Below are 20,640 nucleotides of genomic sequence, written 5' to 3' on the forward strand. Positions count from 1 at the left end.
TTGAGATGGCACAGCAAGCAACAAAGAACCACTACGACGTGGTGATCGTGGGCGGCGCAGTCGTCGGCAGCGCGACCGCGTACTTTCTCGCGACGAACCCGGACTTCAACGGCTCGGTGCTGGTCGTCGAGCGGGACTGGACTTACGCGAAATCCGCGACGGCGCTGTCGAGCGCTTCGATCCGGCATCAGTTTTCGAATCCGCTGAACATCCGCATTTCGCAGTTCGGCACCGAGTTCATTCGAAACTTTCACGAACTCGTGGAAGTTGATGGCGACGCGCCCGAACTCGGTTTCAAGGAAAACGGCTACCTGTACCTCGGCGATGCCAAAGGCGCGCCGATGTTCGAGCGTAACTACGCGACGCAACGCGAAAACGGCGCCGATGTCGCGCTGCTCGATCAGGCGCAGTTGAAAGACCGCTTTCCGTGGCTGAATACCGAAGGACTCGTGAACGGCGTCTACGGACAAAGCGGCGAAGGCTGGTTCGACAGCTATGGGCTGCTTCAAGGCATGCGCCGCAAGGCACGCTCGCTCGGTATCGAATACATCGAAAACGAAGTGGTCGATGTGGTTCGCGAAGGAGCGAGCATCAAGGGCATCAAGCTCAAGAGCGGCGAGAGCATCAGTTGCGGCCTGATGGTGAACGCAGCGGGCACGCGCGGCCCCGCGATGGCGCGACTCGCTGGCCTCGACATTCCTGTGGAGCCGAGAAAGCGCTGCCTGTTCGTATTCGACTGCCGCACGCCGCTGCAAGGCACCGTCCCGCTCACGATCGATACGACGGGCATCTTCTTCCGGCCCGAAGGACAGTACTACCTGACGGGCTGCTACCCCGACCCCGATCCGCTTGCGGATGTCGACGACTTCGACGTGATCCATTCCGAGTTCGAAGAAATCATCTGGCCCGCCCTCGCCGAACGCATTCCCGCGTTCGAAGCCATCAAGGTCGTCAATTCGTGGGCGGGCCATTATGACTTCTGCGTGCTGGACCATAACGCGATCGTCGGCCCGCATCCCGAGGTCACGAACTTCCTGTTTGCCAACGGATTCAGCGGACATGGCTTGCAGCAGTCTCCCGCGATCGGCCGGGGCTTGAGCGAACTGATCGTCTACGGCCAATACCGTTCACTCGATCTCAAACCGCTCGGTTATGAGCGCGTAGTCGAGAACAAGCCCTTCCTCGAAGAAGGCGTGATCTGAACGCGTCATCACTGTTTGCAGAGGTTGAAAACATGACTTCCCATTTGTACCGGACCGCACTGGTTACGGGTGCATCGAGCGGCATCGGGCGCGCCGTTGCGCAGCGGCTCGTCAAAGACGGGCTGCACGTCTATGCACTCGGCCGCGATGCAAAGGCGCTCGATGCGCTCGCGAGCGAGTGCAACGTCACGCCGATCGCGCTGGATCTGCAGGACACGACGCCTTTGCGCGATCTGTTCGAACGCGTCGAAATCGACGTCGTCGTGAATAACGCTGGCCTGCTGCCTGCCATTGCGAAATTCGGCGAGTGCGAGCTGACGGATATCGACCGCATGATCGATATCAATCTGCGCGCGCCGTTGCGTCTTGCTCACATGGCGCTCGACGGCATGACCCGACGCAAGCGCGGTCACCTGTTTTTTGTCGGGTCGAGTGCGGGGCGTTTTCCGCATCCGAACACGGCCGTCTATGGCGCGACCAAGGCCGCGATCAGCATGTTCTGCGATTCGCTGCGTTGCGATCTGCTCGGCACGAAAGTGCGCGTCACCGAGATTGCGCCCGGCCGCGTGCAGACGAGCCTGTATCGCACCGCACTCGGCGCGCAAGGCGCGAACGAAAAGCTCTACGACGCCTATCGCTCGATCCAGCCTGACAACATCGCGGAACTGATTGCAACGGCGCTCTCGCTGCCCGATGCAGTCGACGTCTCGCGCATGGAAGTTTTCCCGACCGATCAGGCAGCAGGCGGCTCGCAGATCGTCGCCGTCAAGTAATCAACGCATCGTCAAACAGGACATATTCGAACCATGAAGAATCAACGAGTCGTTATCGTCGGCGGTGCCTCCGGCCTTGGCTTGACCGTCGCAAAGCTGATGCTCGCGGATGGTGCTGAAAGCGTCGCGCTGATCGACAAGAACGGGCCGCTGCTCGACGAAACCGTGGGCGCGCTGAAGGCGCAAAGTCACCAGGTATTCGGCGCGGTCGGCGACATCAGGCGCAAGGAATCCGCGCAGGAAGTGTTCCGCAACGCGCTGGAAGCACTCGGCCGTGTCGATTGCCTGATCAACAGCGCGGCGATCTATCCGCGCCGCCCGATCCTCGAAATCTCCGACGACGAATGGGACCTCGAGAACGCCGTCAATATCAAGGGCACCTATCACATGATGGTCGCCGCGATCGACCATATGCGCAGCCGTCCGAAGGTCGAAGCGCACGTCGCGGGACGCATCGTGAACATTACGTCCGTCGATGCGTTCAAGGCTCATCCGCAGAACGCGCACTATGCGGCGACCAAAGCCGCCGTCGTGAGTCTGACGAAATCGTTCGCGCAGGAAGTCGCGAAGGACGGCATTCTAGTGAACTCTGTTGCGCCCGCAGGTTTTGCGACAGAGAAAGCGAAAAAGGCCGGCTTTCTCGGTGAACTCGCCGCTGCAAATCCGCTGGGACGTGCCGCGGAACCCGAAGAGATCGCGCAGTGGGTCGTCATGATGGCGAGCGCACGCAACACCTATGCAACGGGCGAAAACGTCATCGTCAGCGGCGGCTATATCTACGCTTGAGCCTCATCAATCAGTCGGCCCGCCCGGTTGATGGGCGGGCAACGACGCATTCGCGCCTGTGGTAGAGTCATAATATGTCATACGGCGCAGGTCAGACCCGTTCCACCACGCCGGCGCGGTACGCCTGCAGCCGAGAAATGCAGAGCACTCTGATCCGGTGTGAGTACACGGAATGACTCTGGACGCTGAAACTCTACTGAAGAACGCGGCGAGCACTGGCAAGCGCCGCAGCCTGACCGAACTGGTCATCCAGGCACTGAACGACAAAATCGACCGCGGCGAATACGCGCCGGGTGGCAAGCTTCCAACCGAACCTGAACTGTGCAGTGAATTTGGCGTCAGCCGAACCGTTGTGCGCGAGGCCGTTGCGTCGCTCAAGCTGGGGCGCAGGCTGATTGCGCGCCATGGTGTTGGCGTGTTCGTTTCGGAGGCACCTAGCCAGTCGGGCGAAACGGGTTTCATCGACACGACGACGCTGCACAACTCGATGCATGTGCTGGAACTGCGCATAGGCGTCGAGACGGAGTGCGCGGCCTATGCGGCGCAGCGGCGGTCAGAGCCACATCTCCGTGCACTGAAGGAAGTGTATGCGCGCATGGAAATCGTCGCCGCGGATGACGACGCTGAATGCGCGCGCGCTGACTTCGAATTTCATCTGGCCGTCGCCACCTGCTCTGAAAACCCGCACTTCGCTTCGATTCTCCGCTCGCTCGGCCAGGAGATCATCATTGACCTGCGTCTGAAGCACGCGAAAGCGAACCCCAAGGAACGCAAGACGTACATCAGGCGGATTCAGCGCGAGCACGCCGACATTCTCGATGCAATTGAACGGCAGGACGAGAGCGCGGCGCGGCGCGCGATGCGACGCCATCTGAACGAGAGTCTCGAACGGTACCATCATCTCTCGAGCACGCGCAGCGAGTGAATTGGCGCTTCGCGTCAGCGCTTTCCTTGACAACAAACGCCGGACGAACGATGCGTCGTGTGACGCTTCGTTTCATCCGGCGTATTAACTTGAGCAGGACGCCCCGTCAGTTCTGCAATGCCTCGACCTTGTCGCCAATTGCGATCGCCTGCGGCACCCACTTTCCGCCAATCACTTTATAGAACGTCGCGGCGGGGTCTTTCATGTCGCCGTTCTGCATGAAGGCGATATTGCCCGATACGCCTTCGAACGCAACCGATCTGATGAGCGGTCCATAGACCTTCGGGTCGGTCGAGTTCGCCTTCTGCATCGCGTTGATCAGCACCCACGTCGCATCGTACGCTGAAGGCGAATAGGCGACGACGCCTTCGTTGTACTTCGCCTTCATCTTGTTGTCGAAATCCTTCCCGGCCTTCAGCTTCGACAAGGGCACGCCATAGTCCCACGAAACAGCGCCCTCCGCGCTGTCGCCCGCTACCTTCAGGAACGTGTCGTTCTCGAAGCTGCCGCCGCCCAGCAAGGTCGCCTTGATGCCGAGCTGCCGCATCTGCTTGATCAGCATGCCCGCCTGTTGATCGAGCCCGCCCCAGAAAATGACGTCGGGACTGAAAGACTTCATGCGCGTGAGCTGGGACTTGAAATCGACTGCCTTGTCGGTCGAAAACTCACGATCTACGATCTTCCCGCCCGCCGCTTCCACGCCTTTGACGAACTCGTCTGCCATGCCTTGCCCGAACGCGGTCCTGTCGTCGATGACGGCGATGCTTTTGCCCTTCAGCGCCTGCACGGCTGAATGGCCCGCGAGCTGCCCCATCTGTGCATCGGAGTTCGTGACGCGAAATACCGTCTTGAAGCCCTGCGAGGTGAGCATCGGATTCGTTGCCGTCGGCGACACCATCGGGATACCGGCGTTGTAGTAGATCCGCGAAGCCGGGATGCTCGTGCCCGAATTGAAGTGCCCGACGATTCCCGCGACCTTCGCGTCGACCATCTTTTGCGCGACCTGCGACCCCATGCGCGGGTCACCCTGATCATCTTCCGCATCCAGTACGAAACGCACCGGCTGGCCACCTATCACGAGCTTTTTCGCGTTTGCGTCGTCGATTGCAAGTTCGACGCCGCGCTTCAGATCGACCCCGTAGTGGGCAGATGCCCCCGTCAACGGGGCGGCGAAGCCGATCGTCACGTCCCCCGCATGAGCGGCCGGAGCGACCAGCAATGCCCCTGAGGCCACGCTCGCGGCGAACACAATGCGTTTGAGTTGATGTGGGATGTTCATCTGATCCTCTGCGAGTTTCGACAGGTTGAAAAACAGGTGTCAGTCTGGACCACGCCCGCCTCAACCCGGTCAGACCACCGGGCCATGCATTGGAACCAGACGTCATGCCCATCAAGGTATTAGGTGAGACGTCATATGTCAACGGATCAAAAAGGCTCGGGAGCCAGGGTTTTCGAGGGTATTGGGCGAACAGGTCAAACGGGGGCGGAACATCCCTGCGCTGATGTCGATAAAATCGATGTAGCGCCTGTCCGGGTCGGCAACGAGGTAGGCAGCGGAGTGCAGGCCTCTGGAAACGTCGTACCCGGTTCTGCATAAGTGTCAGTGCGATGGCCAGCACGACAGCCGCACCAATGGCCCATGCAACGATGGGGCCGAGCCCGCAATCCCGGAAGCGTGCGAAGCGCCAAGCAGCCATCCGAAGCCGATAATCGAGCCCAAGCCTGTAAAGAGCAATGTAACCGGGCCGATACTTCGGTTGACGTTAATCGTTCATCAACGTGTCTCGTGAATCGCGTCCGCGGGGCGTGACTGATCCTCGCCGCCGCGGCGCTTCGTTGTCGTCCGGGCAATTAAGCCGTCATCGCGATGGCGATGACGGCGAGCAGGCGTTCGCTCAGGCTATCGCCTTGGCGCGCCAGGCCATTTGGCGCTCGAGGACGGATTCGGCGGACTCCCCGACCAGTTCCTGATAGGTAGCGGGCGCGGTCGCGCCTTCAGTATTGACGAGCAATACGCGGGAAGCGCCATTGAGGCACACTTGCCTGGCCAGCTGCTGGTCCTGCAGCAATACGATGAGACCAGCAAGACCCGCTACACCCGACTCGCCAGCAACGATCGGTGCGTCGGTATCGCTGCCGGCAGCCAGAATACGCATGGCGTTCACTGCATCGTCATCGCTGATCGTCATGAAGTCATCGACGCCAGGTTGGAGAAACCTCCATGCGAGCGGCGAGGTCTCGCCGCAAGCGAGCCCAGCCATCAGGGAGTCGACCGAGCCCGTCGCACGTGCAGCGCGTCCCGCCAACGCGCTCTGATACAGGCAGTCGGCCTGCTGCGGTTCGACGACGACAAATCGCGGACGATGCTCGCCATGAAATTCCCAAAGGTAACTGACCAATCCTGCTGCAAGGCCACCGACACCGCCCTGAAGGAACACATGTGTATAGGCCGGCTGATCCGGCTGACTGTCGCCCTGCTCGACGATCTCCGCTGCAATCGTGCCGTAGCCCTGCATCACATCACGCGGGATGTCTTCGTAACCGTCGTATGACGTGTCGGAAACGACGTGCCAGCCGTTCAGCGAAGCCAGGCGAGCCGCCTCTTCGACCGACTCATCGTAGTTTCCGGTGATCCGGACAATTTCGGCACCGTACGCGGCAATGGCCTTCTCGCGCTCGACGCTGACATTGGCATGCAGCACGATCACGCAATGGCAACCCAGCGTTTGCGCGGCAGCAGCCAGTCCCTTTCCGTGATTGCCGTCCGTGGCGCTCACCACCGTGAAGTGCGTCAGCAGGTCCCGATAGCGTCCTTCGAAAAGACCACGCGCATCGAGATCATGATCCGGCCATAGCCGCTGGATCAGGCGCACCAGTGCAATGGGCGCGCCCAGAGCCTTGAAGCTACCCAATACGGAGCGCGCTGACTCGTCCTTGACGCTGATGCTGCCGACCTTGAGCCTCGCGGCCAGCCCGGGCAACTCACGCAGCGGCGTCGCATCGGGCGAAATCTTGTCCCAGCAGGAAAGCCATGCGCGGCTCTCCTGTGCTTTTTCGATGCTGAGAATCTCCTTCAGCTCAGCGGGATATGAGGTGCGCGTTGCGCGCGGATTTCCTACCAACATGACCGTGACACTCCAGTATTGAATGATGTGAATTGGCGAATGGAATCCCGCTCACTTCGCCGCGAGGCGCTGGAGCACGACGTCTAGCAGAACGTTTGCGCCATCGATGAGCTGATCGTCGTCTGTATGTTCGCGCGGGTTGTGGCTGATGCCGCCGCGGCTCGGCACGAATATCATCGCCGCGGGCGCGATGCGCGCGATCATCTGGGCGTCATGTCCGGCCCCCGACGTCATCCGGCGATGCGTGAAGCCCATGCGCTCTGCCGACGCTTCAATTGCATCGGCTAGTTCTGCATCGAATACGACCGGCTCGAAGCGGACCAGGCGCTCGGTCGTGATCTTCACGCCTTCCTTCTCCGCGACCTCTTCGAGGAACTCAGCGAGCCGCCGCTCGGCATCCTGCAGGCGCTGTTCGTCCGGATCACGCAGATCGACCGTAAAGACTGCCTTGCGCGGAATCACGTTGATAACATTCGGCTCGATGCGCAGCATGCCGATTGTCGCCAGCGTGGTGCCGGCAGTAACGGCCAGCTCACGCAGGAACGTCGAAACGGCAGCGGCCGCCCAGCCCGCATCATGACGAAGCCGCGTTGGCGTTGTACCCGCGTGATTGGCATTGCCCTGAACGGTAATCTGCTGCCACGAGATGCCCTGGAGATTCTCGACCACGCCGATGCGGATGTTCTCTGCTTCAAGGATCGGGCCCTGCTCGATGTGCAGTTCGAGATACTCGTGCGGAGCGATTGCGCGTGGCTCCAGGTCGCCGGCATAGCCAATGCGTACGAGTTCGTCGCCAAGCCGCGTGCCGTCGATTCCGATAGTGTTCAATGCTGCATCAACGGACAGGCCGCCAGCGTAGACCAGCGAACCCATCATATCCGGCTGATAGCGGATGCCTTCCTCGTTGGTGAACACACCGATGGTGATGGACCGCTGCGGCCCGATGCCTGCCTGACGAAAAGCTCTCACGACCGCGAGCCCCGCCAGCACGCCGTAGCAGCCATCCAGCGCTCCGGCGTTTTTCACCGTGTCGATGTGCGAGCCCATCATCAGTGGACGCTGCCTGCCGTCATCCGAATCGGAACGCAACGTGCCGAAGATGTTGCCGATGCGATCAATGCGGACATCGAGGTCCAGTTCGCGCATCCATCTGACGACGAGATCGCGCCCGGCGCGCTCATCGTCTGTGAGTGCAATGCGCGTCCGTCCACCGGCTTCACGATCGGCGCCCACTTCGCCGAGCTGGCGCAATTGCTGGATCATGAACGCGCCGTCGAGTGTCAGTGATGAAGGTACAGACGTATTCATTTATTTCCCTTTAATCGTCAACCGACCGGCAACTCGAGCCGGGCGATCTCGGCGAAATATCGCGCTCCCGTCAAAAGGATTTCGTCATTGAAATCGTAGGTAGCGTTGTGGAGGGGAATACCCCCTTTCTCCACCGACTCGCCGTTGCCGATGAAAGTGAAGTTGCCGGGAACGACCTGCAGGAACGCGCCAAAGTCTTCCGAAATCATCATCGGCTGGATGTTGGCGTCGACGCCATCGCTTCCCGCCACATTGCGCGCCGCTGTTACCGCGACGTCCACGAACTGCTCCGAGTTCACCGTCGGAGCAAATTCGTGCGTGTATTCGAACGTGCAATCGGCACCGTGCGTGCGACAGATGCCTTCGCATACTTCGCGCATGCGCGTCTCGAGCAGCGTTTGCACTTCGCGCGAATAGCTTCGCGTATCGCCCTTGATGGTGACATTCGACGGAATGACGTTTCTCAGGCCGTCAGTGATGAATTCCGTACAGGAAATCACTGCCTGCAGACTCGGGTCGAGATTGCGCGAAACGACGGTCTGCAATGCCATCACGATCTGTGACGCGATGACGATCGGGTCCACTCCCATGTGAGGACGGGCAGCGTGTGTACCGCGTCCCTTGATGTGAATAACAAAGTTATCTTCACTTGCCATGATGCCGCCCGGACGCGTTGCAAAGGTTCCCGCACGCATGCCCGGCATGTTGTGCGCACCGAAGATCGCATCGACCGGGAACCGTTCGAACAGGCCGTCGGCCATCATCGCCTTCGCGCCTCGGCCATGCTCTTCTGCCGGCTGAAAGATGAAGCGGACAGTGCCGTTGAAGTCGCGCCGCTCGGCAAGGAGTCGAGCCGCCCCTAGAATCATCGACATATGCCCGTCGTGCCCGCACGCGTGCATCTTTCCGGCAGTACGCGAAGCATGCTCCCGATCGGGCGCCTGCTCGGCGATGTTCAGCGCGTCCATATCGGCGCGCAGGCCGATAGCTCGCTTCCCGTCTCCGACCGTCAGGTTGGCAACGAGTCCGGTTCCGCCGATGCCGCGGTGAACCTCCAGTCCCAGCGTCCTTAGAATATTCGCCACGTAGTCGGACGTATTGACTTCCTCGAAGCCAGTCTCGGGATGTTGATGCAAATACTGACGCCAGCTCTTCAGCTGGCCCTGCAGCGTGCTTTCCATAGTCGGACACCCTTGCTTATGAAGTTCGCGGAATGCGCATATCGAGCATGTCGGCTACGGAAATAGTATTGTTTGCGGGGCTGGAAAAAGTCTCTAAATCGGTAGCTCTCGTGCAAAAATATCTTTGTTTCGACCTTCTGGCTGCAAAACCATGACACTCAGCCTCGACGACTTTGATCTGAAGCTGTTGATGGAAGTCCAACGCGACGCGCAAATCCCTCAAAACGAACTCGGCGCACGCGTCAACCTGTCTACGGCTGCCGTCAATCGCAGATTGCGACGCCTGTCGGACGAAGGCGTCATTCGTAACTACGCCGCCATCGTCGCGCCCGAGAAGGTCGGCTATCCGCTGACGATCATCGCGACGGTCGAGGTCGAGAGCGAGCAGATCGATCTGCTCGACTCGATGAAACGCACCTTCGCGCAGTGCCCGGAAATCCAGCAGTGCTACTACGTTGCGGGTGAATGGGACTTCGTGCTGATACTGACGGTTCGCAACATGGAGGAGTACACGGCCCTCACGCGGCAACTGTTCTTCTCAAACAACAACGTCAAACGCTTCAAGACGCTGGTGAGCATGAGCAGCGTGAAGGTGGGGCTCGGTGTACCCGTGGCTTCCGAGGGCGGGTGACGCAATCAACGGACTACTGACCTGTCGGTCCAGTTGCCCTGGTCGAACTGGCGAACGGTAATTGCGCCGTTACGGATATCCCCCTTCTCGTCGAACTGGATGGAGCCTGTCACGCCGTCCAGCTTCGAAGCGCGCAGCTTCGGGAGATACACCTTCGGGTCGGTCGACCCGGCAGCCTGCATTGCGTCGGCCATTGCGAGTACCGCGTCATAGGCATAAGGAGCGTATAGCTGCACGGGAACACCAAAGCGCTGCTGATAGCGCTTGAAGAATTCGGGTCCTTGCGGCATCTTTGCGGGCGGCACACCCGCCAGCGTGCAATAGGTATCGTTGTTCATCGACGCACCGGCCAGTTTGATGAACTGCGGGGTACACGCTTCATCGCCGGCAATGAACTTGACCTTCAACCCAAGCTTTTGCGCCTGCTGCACAAATGCCGCAGCTTGCGTGTCGCCACCCGTGAAAGCGATACCTTCTGGTTGACGGCTCTTGATGGTCGTGAGAATCGCCATCCAGTTCGTTGTCTTGTCGGTGCCAAATTCACGGGCGACTACGTTGCCTCCGGCAGCCTTGACTGACTTTTCGATCTCATCGGCAAGACCTTGACCGTACGCCGTGCGGTCATCGACGATGGCAACCTTGTGCGCGCCAAGATCGTGGACCAGATACGCGCCGATGACCGAACCCTGTCTCACATCATTCGCAACCATACGGAACACATTCGTGAATCCTTGCTGCGTGAGCTTCGGATTGGTCGCCGATTCGGTGATCATCGGAACGCCTGCATCCGAGTAAATTTTGGAAGCGGGTATCGATGTCCCGGAGTTCGCATGTCCAACAACACCCGCCACACCATCGTCCACCAGTTTCTGCGCGACGGTCACTGCCGTCTTGGGATCGGCCGCATCGTCCTGCGAGTCGAGCACGAACGTAACGTTTTGCCCGCCAATGCGGACCTTTCTGTTGTTCAGATCTTCGATTGCGAGCCGCACACCATTCTCGTCGTCCTTCCCGATGTGGGAGAGTTCGCCAGTCAGAGGGGAAACCTGCCCGATCTTTACCGTCAGATCTGCGTGAGCCGTGAGAGGTTGCAGGAAAAGCATCAGAGACGCGAGGCATATCGTCGGTCGGGATAATTGCATGGTCGTACTCACGATAGGTTGGCTGTGGATCGGATCGACAGAATCCGCGACCCGTTGGGCTCGGCAACACTGCGCCCGCCCTGTAACCATCGTAACGACGCCGCACAGTAGCCAAAATCAGGCGCGAGGACCTTTCTGCAAATTTCGATCGAGATGCGGACACTTTTCGATAATTTTTCTCGATGCGTCCTCTCCGGGCAGCCTCAGTATCCAGGCAGCCTGATCCTTTGCCCCGCTATCGAGGCGACGCAGATACCCGGGCTACCCCTCGTGCCGAAGTCAGACACCCGGAACGTGGCGCATTGATCACCCCGGTGTCCCACGGCTGCGCGCCGCAGACGAGCCAGCGAGAACGAGGACGCCAGTACGAGCGGAACAAATGACAGCCGAAGCACCGTGCCCCATCCATATGCCGTCAGCAGGCCACCCGACAGGAACGAGCCGAACGCCATCGTCCCGAATACGACGAAATCATTGAGCGACTGCACGCGGGCCTTTCCTTCCGGGTAATGACACTCGAGCACGAGAGCCGATGCGCCCACAAACCCGAAGTTCCACCCGATGCCGAGCGGGATAAGCGTGAGCCAGAAATGCGCGACATCGATGCCCAACATGCCGACTGCTGCCGAGAGGGCTGTGAGCGCCAGGCCGGCGATGATCACCCGGTGCGCACCGAAGCGCGTAATCAGCCGCCCGGTAAAGAAGCCTGGAGCGTACATCGCGATGACGTGCCACTGAATGCCGAGGTTGGACGACGCCTGTGACAGGCCGCACATTTGCATGGCCAGTGGTGCCGCCGTCATGAGGAAGTTCATCAGCAGGTACGAGACGACCGCGCAGATGACGGCAGTCACGAACCGGGGCTGGCGGGCAATGACGCCGATCGGACGGCCGCCCGCTGCCTCTGACGCCGCCGGCATTGGAAGACGAACGCCAAGCAGGATGAGTGCGGACAACGCAGCGACGGCCGCTTGCGCCAGGAAAGTCGCCGCGAACGTGTAAGGTGCCCACAGATACATGGTGTGGATGACGAGTTGTGGCCCTATTGCTCCGGCGAGCACGCCGCCCGCCATGACCAGGGACAGCGCACGAGGACTCCGCTCCGGCGGCACACAGTCCGCGGCCGCGAAACGGAAGGAAAGGACCACAGCGGCATACGCGCCGCCGAAGAACGTCGCCGCGCAGAATAGCCAGAAGGAGCCCAGCACAACCGCCAAAGCCGCGAGCAAGCCGACAAGCACGCCAAATCCGGTCCCGATCAGGAAGGCGACGCGGCGACCGTGACGTTGGGCCATGGCCCCTGCAGGTAACGAGCAGGCCGCCATCCCCACCACAAAGATCGAGATCGGCAGGGTCGCCAGCGCATGACTGGGTGCCAGCGTGTTGCCGACGATTGCGCCTGTTGCGTAGACGACGGTCGAGTTCGCGCCGGCGAGCGCCTGCGCGATGGTCAGTCTTGCGACATTGCCCCTTGCTTGAGGGTAAAGGGGCGACGATGCCGCCTCAGTGAGAGTGTCCGCGTTGATGTATGACATTTGATTCAAGTTGGTGCGGCTCGCCGCCGATCCGAAGCAGCGTCCGCCGGGCACTGGACTCGAAACCCCATCCGGCTTTGCTGGCATGAACGATGACCGGTTGCCACAGGTCGTCGTTAGCGCACGTCGCGCGTTTGCCCCATGGTCAGGACCATCCGGAATTTGACGTCGCCGCGCTTCATCCTCTGGTAGGCGATGAACGCGTTCTCCAGTGGCATCGTCTCGATCATCGGACGCACGCCCGTCAGCACGCTGAAGTTCAGCGTTTTCTCGTTCTCATAGGGTGAGCCGGTGATCGATCCCGCGACGCTGCGCTCGCCGACGACTAGCTGGCCGGTCGATATGGGCAGCGGGTCTTTGCCCACACCGAGCACGATCAGCCGGCCCTGCGGCGCAAGCCCCCGCAACAGCGCGGACACTACGGCGGTGTTGCCGATGGTCGTCACGATGGCCTTCGCACCACCCATCGCCTGGAGCCTCGCTGCCGCGTCTTCCTGGTTCGTGTCGATATAGACATGCGCGCCGAGTGATCGCGCATCGGCAGCGATGTCAGTGCCGCGTCCGACCGCAACGACCTTGAAACCCATGCGACGCGCGTACTGAAGGGCCATGACCACGGATTCGCGCTGGCCGCTCGTGCGGCGAACGTTCAACCATCATGTCGCCCGCTTCGTGCTGCTCGAAGCGCTCCAGTCCCAGGTCGCGGACAAGTCGGTCCAGCTGAGGCTGTAACGCAGGCCAGAACCACGCCGGTCCGAGGTCGAAACGGTGAGGATCTTCCGTTACGCTCCCGGTGCCTGCAACCATCGGCCCGTTGGCAGGAACGGACTCAATCCGGCCGCCGAATGTATCGCGCGCCTCAAGGAGTACGTAGTCCCTGAGGCCATGCCGTTCGAGCAGAAAGGCGGCATACAACCCACTGAGGCCGCCGCCGATGATCGCGATGTGTGCAGTCGACATGGGTTATCCGCCCGCCGCAAGACCGGCGAGATGGCCCGTCTTCAGATGCAGGGTGGCGCCATGCGCGCCAGCCACGAGGTCGGGATATTCGCCCGCAGGCAGACGCAACCAGCTATCTCGAACGTATTGCCGCCCGTCGGTCCACAGTTCGCCGCACAGTTCGCCGGTTAGCACCAGCAGTTCGGCGCTATCGACTGCGTTCGCGAAAAGCGGCTCGTCCGGATCGAGACGTACCAGGACGGTCTGTTCGGAGGCATCCGCAAACAGCGGGCAAACTTCACGGCCCGAGCGTCGTTCCCAGCAAGACGGGTTGCGTGTGTCGATACGCACGGAGCAGTCGTCCCCAGGCGACATCTGCCCGAGCTTGACGAAAATGATTGCGCCTCCATCGCTGAAGGGCTGATGCGACGACCCAGGCGGATTGCGCAGATACCATCCGGCCGGATAGTGCTGATTCTCCTCCGAGAACGTGCCGGACAGCACGAGGATCTCCTCGCCGTCTGGGTGCCGGTGCTGCGGAAAAGACGAGGCCGAAGCGTATCGCACGATGCTCGTGGCACGAGCCGTCTCGCCGCCCAGCCGGTCGAGCATCACGCGCTCGACCCCGCTCTGTGGCGAGGCAACCCATTGGTATTGATCGGCCGCGACGACAGCGCGGCGCGAGAAGTCCGCGTTGACGTGCATCGCGTTTCCTCCATGAACGGGAGGCCGGCGGCCGATTGCTACAAGAGCCTCAGCCGCCGGCCTCGGATGGACTATTTGTCCGGCAACGCAGCGTGTGCGTCGAGAACGCGCGCCGAGTACGTCAGCGCAGCGCCTGCGTTCAGCGCAATCGCGACGCCCAGCGCTTCGGAGATCTCCTCCAGCGTGGCGCCGTGCTCGACCGCTTTCCTGGTATGCACAGTGATGCAGCCGTCACAGCGCGTCGTGACCGCCACGGCCAGCGCGATCAACTCATGGATCTTGGGCTCCAGCTTGCCGGTCTTCACGGCGGCGCCTTCGATCGTCATCAAACCACGCACCACATCGGGAGTGAGCGTGGCGTATTCGTTCACGCGCTCCCGCAGCGCGTCGCGATAGGTATTCCAGTCTTGCATCATGGCGTTGTGTCCAGTGGCTATGTGAGGGCTCGCGCCGTTGCTCGGCGCGCAGTAGAACGGGTGTTATGCGGCCTGGTAGATGCGCACGTCCGGCACGCTGTCCAGCAGCGGCTTGAGACCGCCGACCACATCGGCGCTGAACAACGCGCTCTCCAGGTAGGCCTTCGCGTTCTCCTCGGTGTCAAAGCCGTGCAACACCTGCACGTCCTGCTCGCGTACCAGCAGCTCCTTCGACTTCGCGCCCGCGGTCGTATTGAGGAATGCTGCCTTGTACTTCTGATAGACGCCAGCGGCAGCGTTACGGTTAGCAGCGGCGATCTTCAGGGTGATTTGCAGATAGACCATTTCTCGGCTCCTGTCATGGAAGGGTTGATCAGGCCTGGCGACCCGCCATCACGCCGCCGTCGACGGAGAGGACGGTGCCCGTAATCCACGACGCGCCCGGAGAAGCCAGGAACAGAATCGCCTCGGCGACGTCGGCCGGCTGGCCATTGCGACCAAGCGGGTGAAAGGCATTGAATGCCGGCAAGGATTCCTTGACCTGTTCGTCCGTCATGAACGTGTTGTAGACGGGCGTTTCCACCACGGCCGGTGCGACCGTATTGACCCGGATGTTCGAGGTCGCCAGTTCGAGGGCAAGGTTGCGCGTCAACGCGTGTACGCCGCCATTCGCGGCAGAGTACGCAGCCGAAGGCGTCGCCCCGATGGCCTGCAGGGCCCAAAGCGAGCCTGTCTGCACGATGGCGCCACCACCGCGCAGCTGCATCGCCTTCGCCGCGGCCTGCGCCATGAAGAATTTGCCCTTGAGGATCGTGTCGAGAAACCAGTCGTACTCGGACTCGTTCACGTCGAGAAATGCCTTGGGGCGGAACACGCCCGCGTTGTTGACAAGAATGTCGACGCCGCCGAACGCCTGCGTCGCCAGGTCGACCAGCGCCGTCGCAGTGGCGGGCCGGGCGATGTCGCCCACATGGGCACGCACTCGTGTGCCGGTCGGGTCGATATCCGCCGCCGCCTGCTTGAGCTTGGCCTCGTCACGGCCGCCAATGACCACGTTGGCGCCGGCGTTCACAAGGCGGGCGGCGACTTCTTTACCGATGCCCGAGCCGCCGCCCGTGATGATGGCGACCTTGGAAGAAAAACTATTACCCATGACTGCTCCCGGAAAGGATGAAAGACTGGAACCAAGCAACATGACTTCTGCCGACGCTGCCAATTCATGGAAGTATTCTCGCCACCCAGCACCACATTCACAAACGAGATATTCTGTTCGTCATTGAAAGAAAATCTTTTCTATCTATGAGCGCTCCGATTTTCCTGAACGCGCTGCGCGCCTTTGAGGCGAGCGCGCGCCATCAGAGCTTTTCTGCTGCCGCACTGGAACTGAACGTCACGCCCGCTGCCGTCGGCCAACTCGTTCGCAGCCTCGAAGAATGGCTGGGTGTGCCGCTGTTCCATCGCGGCAGCGGCGGGCGAGCGCGTCTTGTGCCAACGGATGTTGCCCTACGGGCACTGCCCGACATCCGCGATGGGTTCGATCGTTTAAACCTGGGATTCGCGCGACTCAAGGAAGGCTCGGCTGTGGGCGTGCTGACGGTGACCGTCAGTCCGGCGTTTGCCGCGAAATGGCTGCTGCCGCGCATTGACCGCTTCCAGAGCGCCTGGCCGGAAACCGACGTGCGTCTCGACACCAGCCTGAAGCTGATGGATTTTGCGACCCAGGGGATTGATATCGGAGTCCGCTACGGCGCGGGGAACTGGCCAGGATTGGAGGCCGAGAAACTGATGGACGAAGAGGTTTTTCCCGTGTGCTCACCGGCGTTTCTCGACAAGCATCGCCGCTTGCGCGGCCCGGCAGACCTGGCCGGGCTGACACTGATAGACGATCTCTCCGTCGATCGTCAGATCGGATTCGTCACCTGGGATGCGTGGCTCGAAACCGTTGGAAAGAAAGCAATCGCGGCTCGATCCGGGTTGAAAATCAACAATTCTGCCGCCGTGTTGCAAGCCGCGATAGATGGCCGAGGAGTCGCGCTAGCGCGTAGTGTCCTTGTGCGTGACGATCTCGCCGCCGGGCGTCTCGTTCGCCTGTTTCCAGATATCGTGCGGCCGTCGGTGCTCGCGTATTACGTCGTCTACCGGAAGGAGTGTGCTGCGTTGCCGAGACTTGTCGCGTTTCGCGATTGGCTCCTTGGCGAGGCTTGCGTCGACTGACATACGAAGTACGTTGGCCCTCATATCGAGTGACCACTTTGTGGATACACGACCGTCGAATTGGCGCCTGCCAGCGCTTGCGCGATCGCGTCAGTCTCGCGATGTTGCTACCGGCATCGGCTGTCTCGTGCGGCGAACCGCTCCGTTGCGAGGCTTCTGTATTCATTGCGTCATTCCAGATCCGTTTAGCCGGCCACCCTCCGTTGCGCAGGTGCCCAGAGATCGTGCGCCATCGTCAGAAACCCGGCGATATAGGCGACATCTTCTTCGCCCTTGCGAACCCCGACATTGATGCTCTTGCTCAAGCCATGTTCGCCGAGCCGGACGGTCCGTACAGGCAGCCCGCTCCCCTCCTCCGCCACGAGCCAGTCCGGCAAGACGGCGATGCCACGACCGGCTGCAACCAGTTGCAGCATCAGTTCAGTCAGCTCGGCCGTCCGATGAAATTTCGGCTTGCAGTGCGCGGGCACCAGAAAGCGCGTGAAGATGTCGAGGCGCTCCTTGCTCACGGGAACCGTGATCAGTTCCTCGCTCATCAGGTCCTGAGGCACAGCGAACTCGCGTGTCGCGAGCGGATGGCACTCCGGCACCACCAGCATCAACGCATAGTCGATGACGGGAGAGAACGTGATGTCCGGCACGTCGATCGCGTCGGGCGTGATGAGCAGATCGATTTCGTACCCAAGCAGCGCGGCAACGCCGTCAAAACGGAATGCGGTGCGCACGTCGAAATCGACATCGGGCCACGCGGCGAGATAGTGCGGCGTGAGCCGGGTAAGCCATTTCTGGCACGGATGACATTCCATGCCCACGCGCAGCGCTCCGCGGCGACCCTCCGCGAAATTCGTCAGCGTCCGTTCCGCGTGCTCCATCTGCGGTAGCACACGCCCAGCGAGGCCAAGCAGATATTCGCCGGCGTGTGTGAATCGCAGTCCGCGGCCGTTCTTGGTCCAGAGCTTGACGCCGTGCCGCTCTTCGAATTTTCGAACCATATGAGAGAGCGCCGACTGCGTCACATTCAACCGGTCGGCGGCCGCGGTCACGCTGCCGAGACGATCCACTTCCATCACGATCGAGAGGTATTGGAGGTCTAGCATTCCTGTTCTCCATCAGCGCATGCTTCGGTGCTTCGCGGGCGATCGACGCTACCGGTGCACTGCATCGGCTCTCGCGATGAATCCGCCTTCCGCAAGGTGAACGCAAACGCGGCCAGACCCAGCACCGGTCCTGGCACCAGAAGCCACATCGCATCGAGCCCGATATGTTCGAAAAGCGAGGTGGTCGCTGCAATCGATACCACCGTGATCGCAAAGCCAATCGAGTTCTGGATCGCGAGCGCGCTTCCCACCAGCGCGCGCGGACATGCGTCGGCAGCAAGGGCGGAAAACTGCGGCGAGTCAGCGGGGGCCGACGCGCCCCATAGCAAGAGGAGCACCGCCATCGTTTCGGGAGCCAGGTGGCGCCAGCACAGGGCGAAGACGAGCCCACATAGACCGGACATCGCGAGTGCGCCGATCGCCACCTTCGCACTGCCGAGGTATCGCGACAGAACACCGCCGAGCACGGAGCCCAGCGCACCGATCCCGATCACACCGAATGACATCGCGGAAACACTGAGCCCAGGAAAAGCGCTAGTCAGAGAGGTATGGGAAAGCAGCAGCGGTACGGCGGTCCAGAACGCGTAAAGCTCCCACATGTGACCGAAATACCCGAGCGTCGCGGCCCGAAACCGGCGAACGCGAAACGCGCTGAGTACGGATGGCGGCGACGTCGCCGGTGTCTCCTTGTCGCTCGCAGAACGGGTCGACACGACGGAGTGCGGCCCATCGCCGAGCGCGCCGATAATGCCGGCCCCACCGACAGCAAGCAACGACGACGCAGAAATGACCAGTTGCCATGAGAGACCCATTCCCAGCACTCGCATCGCATGGGGCAGCGCCGTGCCGAGTATGAGCATCCCGACAAGCTGCGCGAGCGCTTGCCCCGTGCGATTGGGCGCCCAGCCGATGATCAGCTTCATTCCCATCGGGTAGATGCCGGCGAGGCAGATACCGACGCCGAACCGGAAGAGCGCACCACTCACGAGACCGGTCGACAGCCACGCAAAGCCGAGGTTGAACAGCGCACCGACGACGGCGCTGCAGACGAAGATCCTGCTCGCGCGAAAACGATCGGCGGCACCGCTCAGAGAGACGATGAGTGTGCCGAGGATGAACCCAAGCTGCACCGCACTCGTCAACCAACCGATGTCGGCAGTGCTGATCTGCCAGATTTTCACCAGGTCGCCGACAGTACTGTTTGCACTGAACCACAGTGCAGTACCGAAGAGTTGTGCGATCGAGATTGCGGCGACCGGACCTATCCCTTCAATGAGCCGTTTCCGCACGCCCGTCGCCCTGATCATCGATTCGCGAGGGGCGCGTGAGCGCTGCGCAACTGGTCGAGCCATCGCTCGTCTCGAGGAGACGGGCGACGATGCAGCCGTTCGTTGAGGATCGCGTGCGCTTTCCCAGCCTCGCCGCTTCGCATGAGCGCAACCAGCAAGGTGTCCTCGACGACCTCGCGCTGCGCGCCGCTTCCGCCGATTCGCACGACGTCTCGCGCGACCGGCTCGAGGATCTCCGCAGCAAGCGCGTACTTTTCTTCCGCGAAGGCCAACGACGCGCGGCAGATCGCCGGGACGACGGGGCCAGCCGGGAGCTTGCCTTCGTCGACGAGCCTGCTGAGCACGGCAACGCGTTGTTCGACGGCTTTGCTGTCGCCCGTCGCCGCGGCTACCAGCGCCATGTGGAAGTCAGCGAACGGAAAGCCTGCGTCCTTGAAGTAATCCGACGCGTACCTTGCGGCGTCCTCCCACATGCCCGACGGAACAGCGTGGCCGTAGGCCTGCATGCGCCAGAGAAACGATGAGGTGTCGCTGACGATGTTGATCGGCGTGCCGAGCGACGCAGCCGGCGCGACATGCTCGTTGTAGATGGCGAGCGCACGGTCGGTGTCTGCCCGCTCAAGGGCGATGAGCGCGCTATGCCATGCTATGTGGCCGTGAAGCACGCCCGTCTTGTCATACTCCGGCAGCCAGCCGGTAATCATCTGTTGCGCCTCGTCGTTTGCACCGGACTCGTACAGCACGTGTGCGACGGCGTGCGCCGCATTCACGTTGTGTCGCCGCAATTGCAGCGCGCGTTGCGTGAGCGCGCGTCCGAGCTGGAGGTCGCCGTTTTCGCCGTGCGCCCAGCCTCGATAGGTCAGGAACCACCAGTCGTCGGCATCGAAGTGTTTCGCGTGGCGTTCGCACAGGTCGACGCGTGCCTGGTCGTGGTCGGCCATGCCGGAAAACGCGAAGAGGCCGAACGCCCCAAGCGGCATCGACAGAATGACGATGTCCCGCGGCCAGCGGTCGGTGTGCGCGAGCGCGGCGGTGAGCGCCTTGGCCGCCTGTCCATTGATGGCGAGCGACAGCACGTCGACGTGGCTGCGCTCCCGATCGGTCCCGTTGCGAGCGACGAGATCGAGCGCCATCGCGATATATGCGCGAGCCTGGGCCGGCTGCACGCTGATCGCATGCAGGCGCGCGCGGGCGGCGTACGCCAGCGCGAAATCGGGGTCGGCAGCGATCGACTCTTCCAGTGTTTCCCCGGCGCCCGGCCACAGCGACAGCAGCAGGTCGACACCCGTACGGTATCGCTCTGCGGCGAGGTCGGAAGTCGTCGAAAGCGGCAGATCGTAGCGGTCGAGGCGGCCCATAAATCGGTTACTCC

The 20,640-nt window shown here is 61.5% G+C and carries 20 protein-coding genes and 1 pseudogene; 6 read left to right on the plus strand and 15 right to left on the minus strand.

Features of this window, described 5'->3' with window-relative positions; all coding sequences use genetic code 11:
• Positions 1–5: 5 nt before the first annotated feature.
• The 4 genes from GCT13_RS31970 to GCT13_RS31985 all read left to right on the plus strand — a co-directional run bounded on the left by GCT13_RS31970 (position 6) and on the right by GCT13_RS31985 (position 3,686).
• Entirely contained in the window at positions 6–1,202 is a 1,197-nt protein-coding gene (locus tag GCT13_RS31970) for an NAD(P)/FAD-dependent oxidoreductase (RefSeq protein ID WP_152765005.1), read from the plus strand.
• Positions 1,203–1,234: 32 nt separating this feature from the next.
• Complete coding sequence (locus tag GCT13_RS31975; RefSeq protein ID WP_152765007.1) at positions 1,235–1,975, plus strand: SDR family oxidoreductase; 741 nt, start codon at positions 1,235–1,237, stop codon at positions 1,973–1,975.
• 33 nt (positions 1,976–2,008) lie between these two features.
• Complete coding sequence (locus GCT13_RS31980) at positions 2,009–2,761, plus strand: SDR family NAD(P)-dependent oxidoreductase (RefSeq protein ID WP_152765009.1); 753 nt, start codon at positions 2,009–2,011, stop codon at positions 2,759–2,761.
• Positions 2,762–2,933: 172 nt separating this feature from the next.
• Positions 2,934–3,686, plus strand: coding sequence for a FadR/GntR family transcriptional regulator (locus tag GCT13_RS31985; RefSeq protein WP_152765011.1), 753 nt, complete (start codon positions 2,934–2,936; stop codon positions 3,684–3,686).
• 106 nt (positions 3,687–3,792) lie between these two features.
• Here GCT13_RS31985 and GCT13_RS31990 read toward each other — a convergent pair whose 3' ends face one another.
• From GCT13_RS31990 to GCT13_RS32010, 4 genes are all read right to left on the minus strand, one after another.
• Complete coding sequence (locus GCT13_RS31990) at positions 3,793–4,965, minus strand: branched-chain amino acid ABC transporter substrate-binding protein (protein ID WP_152765014.1); 1,173 nt, start codon at positions 4,963–4,965, stop codon at positions 3,793–3,795.
• A 616-nt stretch (positions 4,966–5,581) separates the two neighbouring features.
• Positions 5,582–6,811: a diaminopropionate ammonia-lyase gene (locus tag GCT13_RS32000; RefSeq protein WP_152765016.1), complete on the minus strand. Its 1,230-nt coding sequence runs from the start codon at positions 6,809–6,811 to the stop codon at positions 5,582–5,584.
• Between the two features lie 51 nt (positions 6,812–6,862).
• The gene (locus GCT13_RS32005) at positions 6,863–8,119 is read right to left on the minus strand and encodes a Zn-dependent hydrolase (protein WP_152765018.1); all 1,257 of its coding nucleotides are present in this window, start codon (positions 8,117–8,119) and stop codon (positions 6,863–6,865) included.
• 17 nt (positions 8,120–8,136) lie between these two features.
• Positions 8,137–9,300 carry a M20 aminoacylase family protein gene (locus GCT13_RS32010; RefSeq protein WP_152765020.1) on the minus strand — a complete coding sequence of 388 codons (1,164 nt, stop codon included), beginning with the start codon at positions 9,298–9,300 and terminating at the stop codon, positions 8,137–8,139.
• 151 nt (positions 9,301–9,451) lie between these two features.
• On the opposite strand from GCT13_RS32010, the gene GCT13_RS32015 reads away from it, so the two are divergent.
• The gene (locus GCT13_RS32015) at positions 9,452–9,931 is read left to right on the plus strand and encodes an Lrp/AsnC family transcriptional regulator (protein ID WP_152765022.1); all 480 of its coding nucleotides are present in this window, start codon (positions 9,452–9,454) and stop codon (positions 9,929–9,931) included.
• Between the two features lie 5 nt (positions 9,932–9,936).
• Here the strand turns inward: GCT13_RS32015 and GCT13_RS32020 are convergent, their stop codons facing one another.
• The 8 genes and pseudogenes from GCT13_RS32020 to GCT13_RS32055 form a co-directional block, all read right to left on the minus strand.
• A complete protein-coding gene (locus GCT13_RS32020) occupies positions 9,937–11,073 on the minus strand; it encodes a branched-chain amino acid ABC transporter substrate-binding protein (protein WP_152765051.1) in 1,137 nt (378 codons plus the stop codon).
• A 203-nt stretch (positions 11,074–11,276) separates the two neighbouring features.
• On the minus strand, positions 11,277–12,608 hold the full coding sequence (locus tag GCT13_RS32025; RefSeq protein ID WP_152765024.1) for an MFS transporter: 1,332 nt from the start codon (positions 12,606–12,608) through the stop codon (positions 11,277–11,279).
• 116 nt (positions 12,609–12,724) lie between these two features.
• A pseudogene (locus GCT13_RS32030) lies at positions 12,725–13,219 on the minus strand (zinc-binding dehydrogenase); the annotation flags it as partial.
• Positions 13,158–13,568 carry an NAD(P)-binding protein gene (locus GCT13_RS32035; protein ID WP_407670890.1) on the minus strand — a complete coding sequence of 137 codons (411 nt, stop codon included), beginning with the start codon at positions 13,566–13,568 and terminating at the stop codon, positions 13,158–13,160. The gene GCT13_RS32035 and the pseudogene GCT13_RS32030, both read right to left, overlap by 62 nt.
• A gap of 3 nt (positions 13,569–13,571) precedes the next feature.
• Positions 13,572–14,252 carry a cupin domain-containing protein gene (locus GCT13_RS32040; protein ID WP_152765026.1) on the minus strand — a complete coding sequence of 227 codons (681 nt, stop codon included), beginning with the start codon at positions 14,250–14,252 and terminating at the stop codon, positions 13,572–13,574.
• A gap of 71 nt (positions 14,253–14,323) precedes the next feature.
• Positions 14,324–14,668: a carboxymuconolactone decarboxylase family protein gene (locus GCT13_RS32045; RefSeq protein WP_152765029.1), complete on the minus strand. Its 345-nt coding sequence runs from the start codon at positions 14,666–14,668 to the stop codon at positions 14,324–14,326.
• Between the two features lie 63 nt (positions 14,669–14,731).
• Positions 14,732–15,013, minus strand: coding sequence for a hypothetical protein (locus GCT13_RS32050; protein WP_152765031.1), 282 nt, complete (start codon positions 15,011–15,013; stop codon positions 14,732–14,734).
• A 28-nt stretch (positions 15,014–15,041) separates the two neighbouring features.
• Positions 15,042–15,821 carry an SDR family NAD(P)-dependent oxidoreductase gene (locus GCT13_RS32055; protein WP_152765033.1) on the minus strand — a complete coding sequence of 260 codons (780 nt, stop codon included), beginning with the start codon at positions 15,819–15,821 and terminating at the stop codon, positions 15,042–15,044.
• 146 nt (positions 15,822–15,967) lie between these two features.
• Between GCT13_RS32055 and gcvA the strand changes: the two genes are divergently transcribed.
• On the plus strand, positions 15,968–16,882 hold the full coding sequence (gene gcvA / locus GCT13_RS32060) for a transcriptional regulator GcvA (RefSeq protein ID WP_152765035.1): 915 nt from the start codon (positions 15,968–15,970) through the stop codon (positions 16,880–16,882).
• A gap of 185 nt (positions 16,883–17,067) precedes the next feature.
• Here gcvA and GCT13_RS32065 read toward each other — a convergent pair whose 3' ends face one another.
• The 3 genes from GCT13_RS32065 to GCT13_RS32075 are packed head-to-tail and all read right to left on the minus strand — an operon-like array spanning position 17,068 to position 20,626.
• The gene (locus GCT13_RS32065) at positions 17,068–17,979 is read right to left on the minus strand and encodes a LysR family transcriptional regulator (RefSeq protein WP_152765037.1); all 912 of its coding nucleotides are present in this window, start codon (positions 17,977–17,979) and stop codon (positions 17,068–17,070) included.
• A complete protein-coding gene (locus tag GCT13_RS32070; protein WP_152765053.1) occupies positions 17,973–19,286 on the minus strand; it encodes an MFS transporter in 1,314 nt (437 codons plus the stop codon). The genes GCT13_RS32065 and GCT13_RS32070 overlap by 7 nt, the downstream gene beginning before the upstream one ends.
• A complete protein-coding gene (locus GCT13_RS32075; RefSeq protein ID WP_152765039.1) occupies positions 19,283–20,626 on the minus strand; it encodes a tetratricopeptide repeat protein in 1,344 nt (447 codons plus the stop codon). Before GCT13_RS32075 ends, GCT13_RS32070 begins: the two co-directional genes overlap by 4 nt.
• Between the last annotated feature and the right edge of the window lie 14 nt (positions 20,627–20,640).

It is taken from the genome of Paraburkholderia franconis (genome assembly GCF_009362735.1).
Lineage (GTDB): Bacteria > Pseudomonadota > Gammaproteobacteria > Burkholderiales > Burkholderiaceae > Paraburkholderia > Paraburkholderia franconis.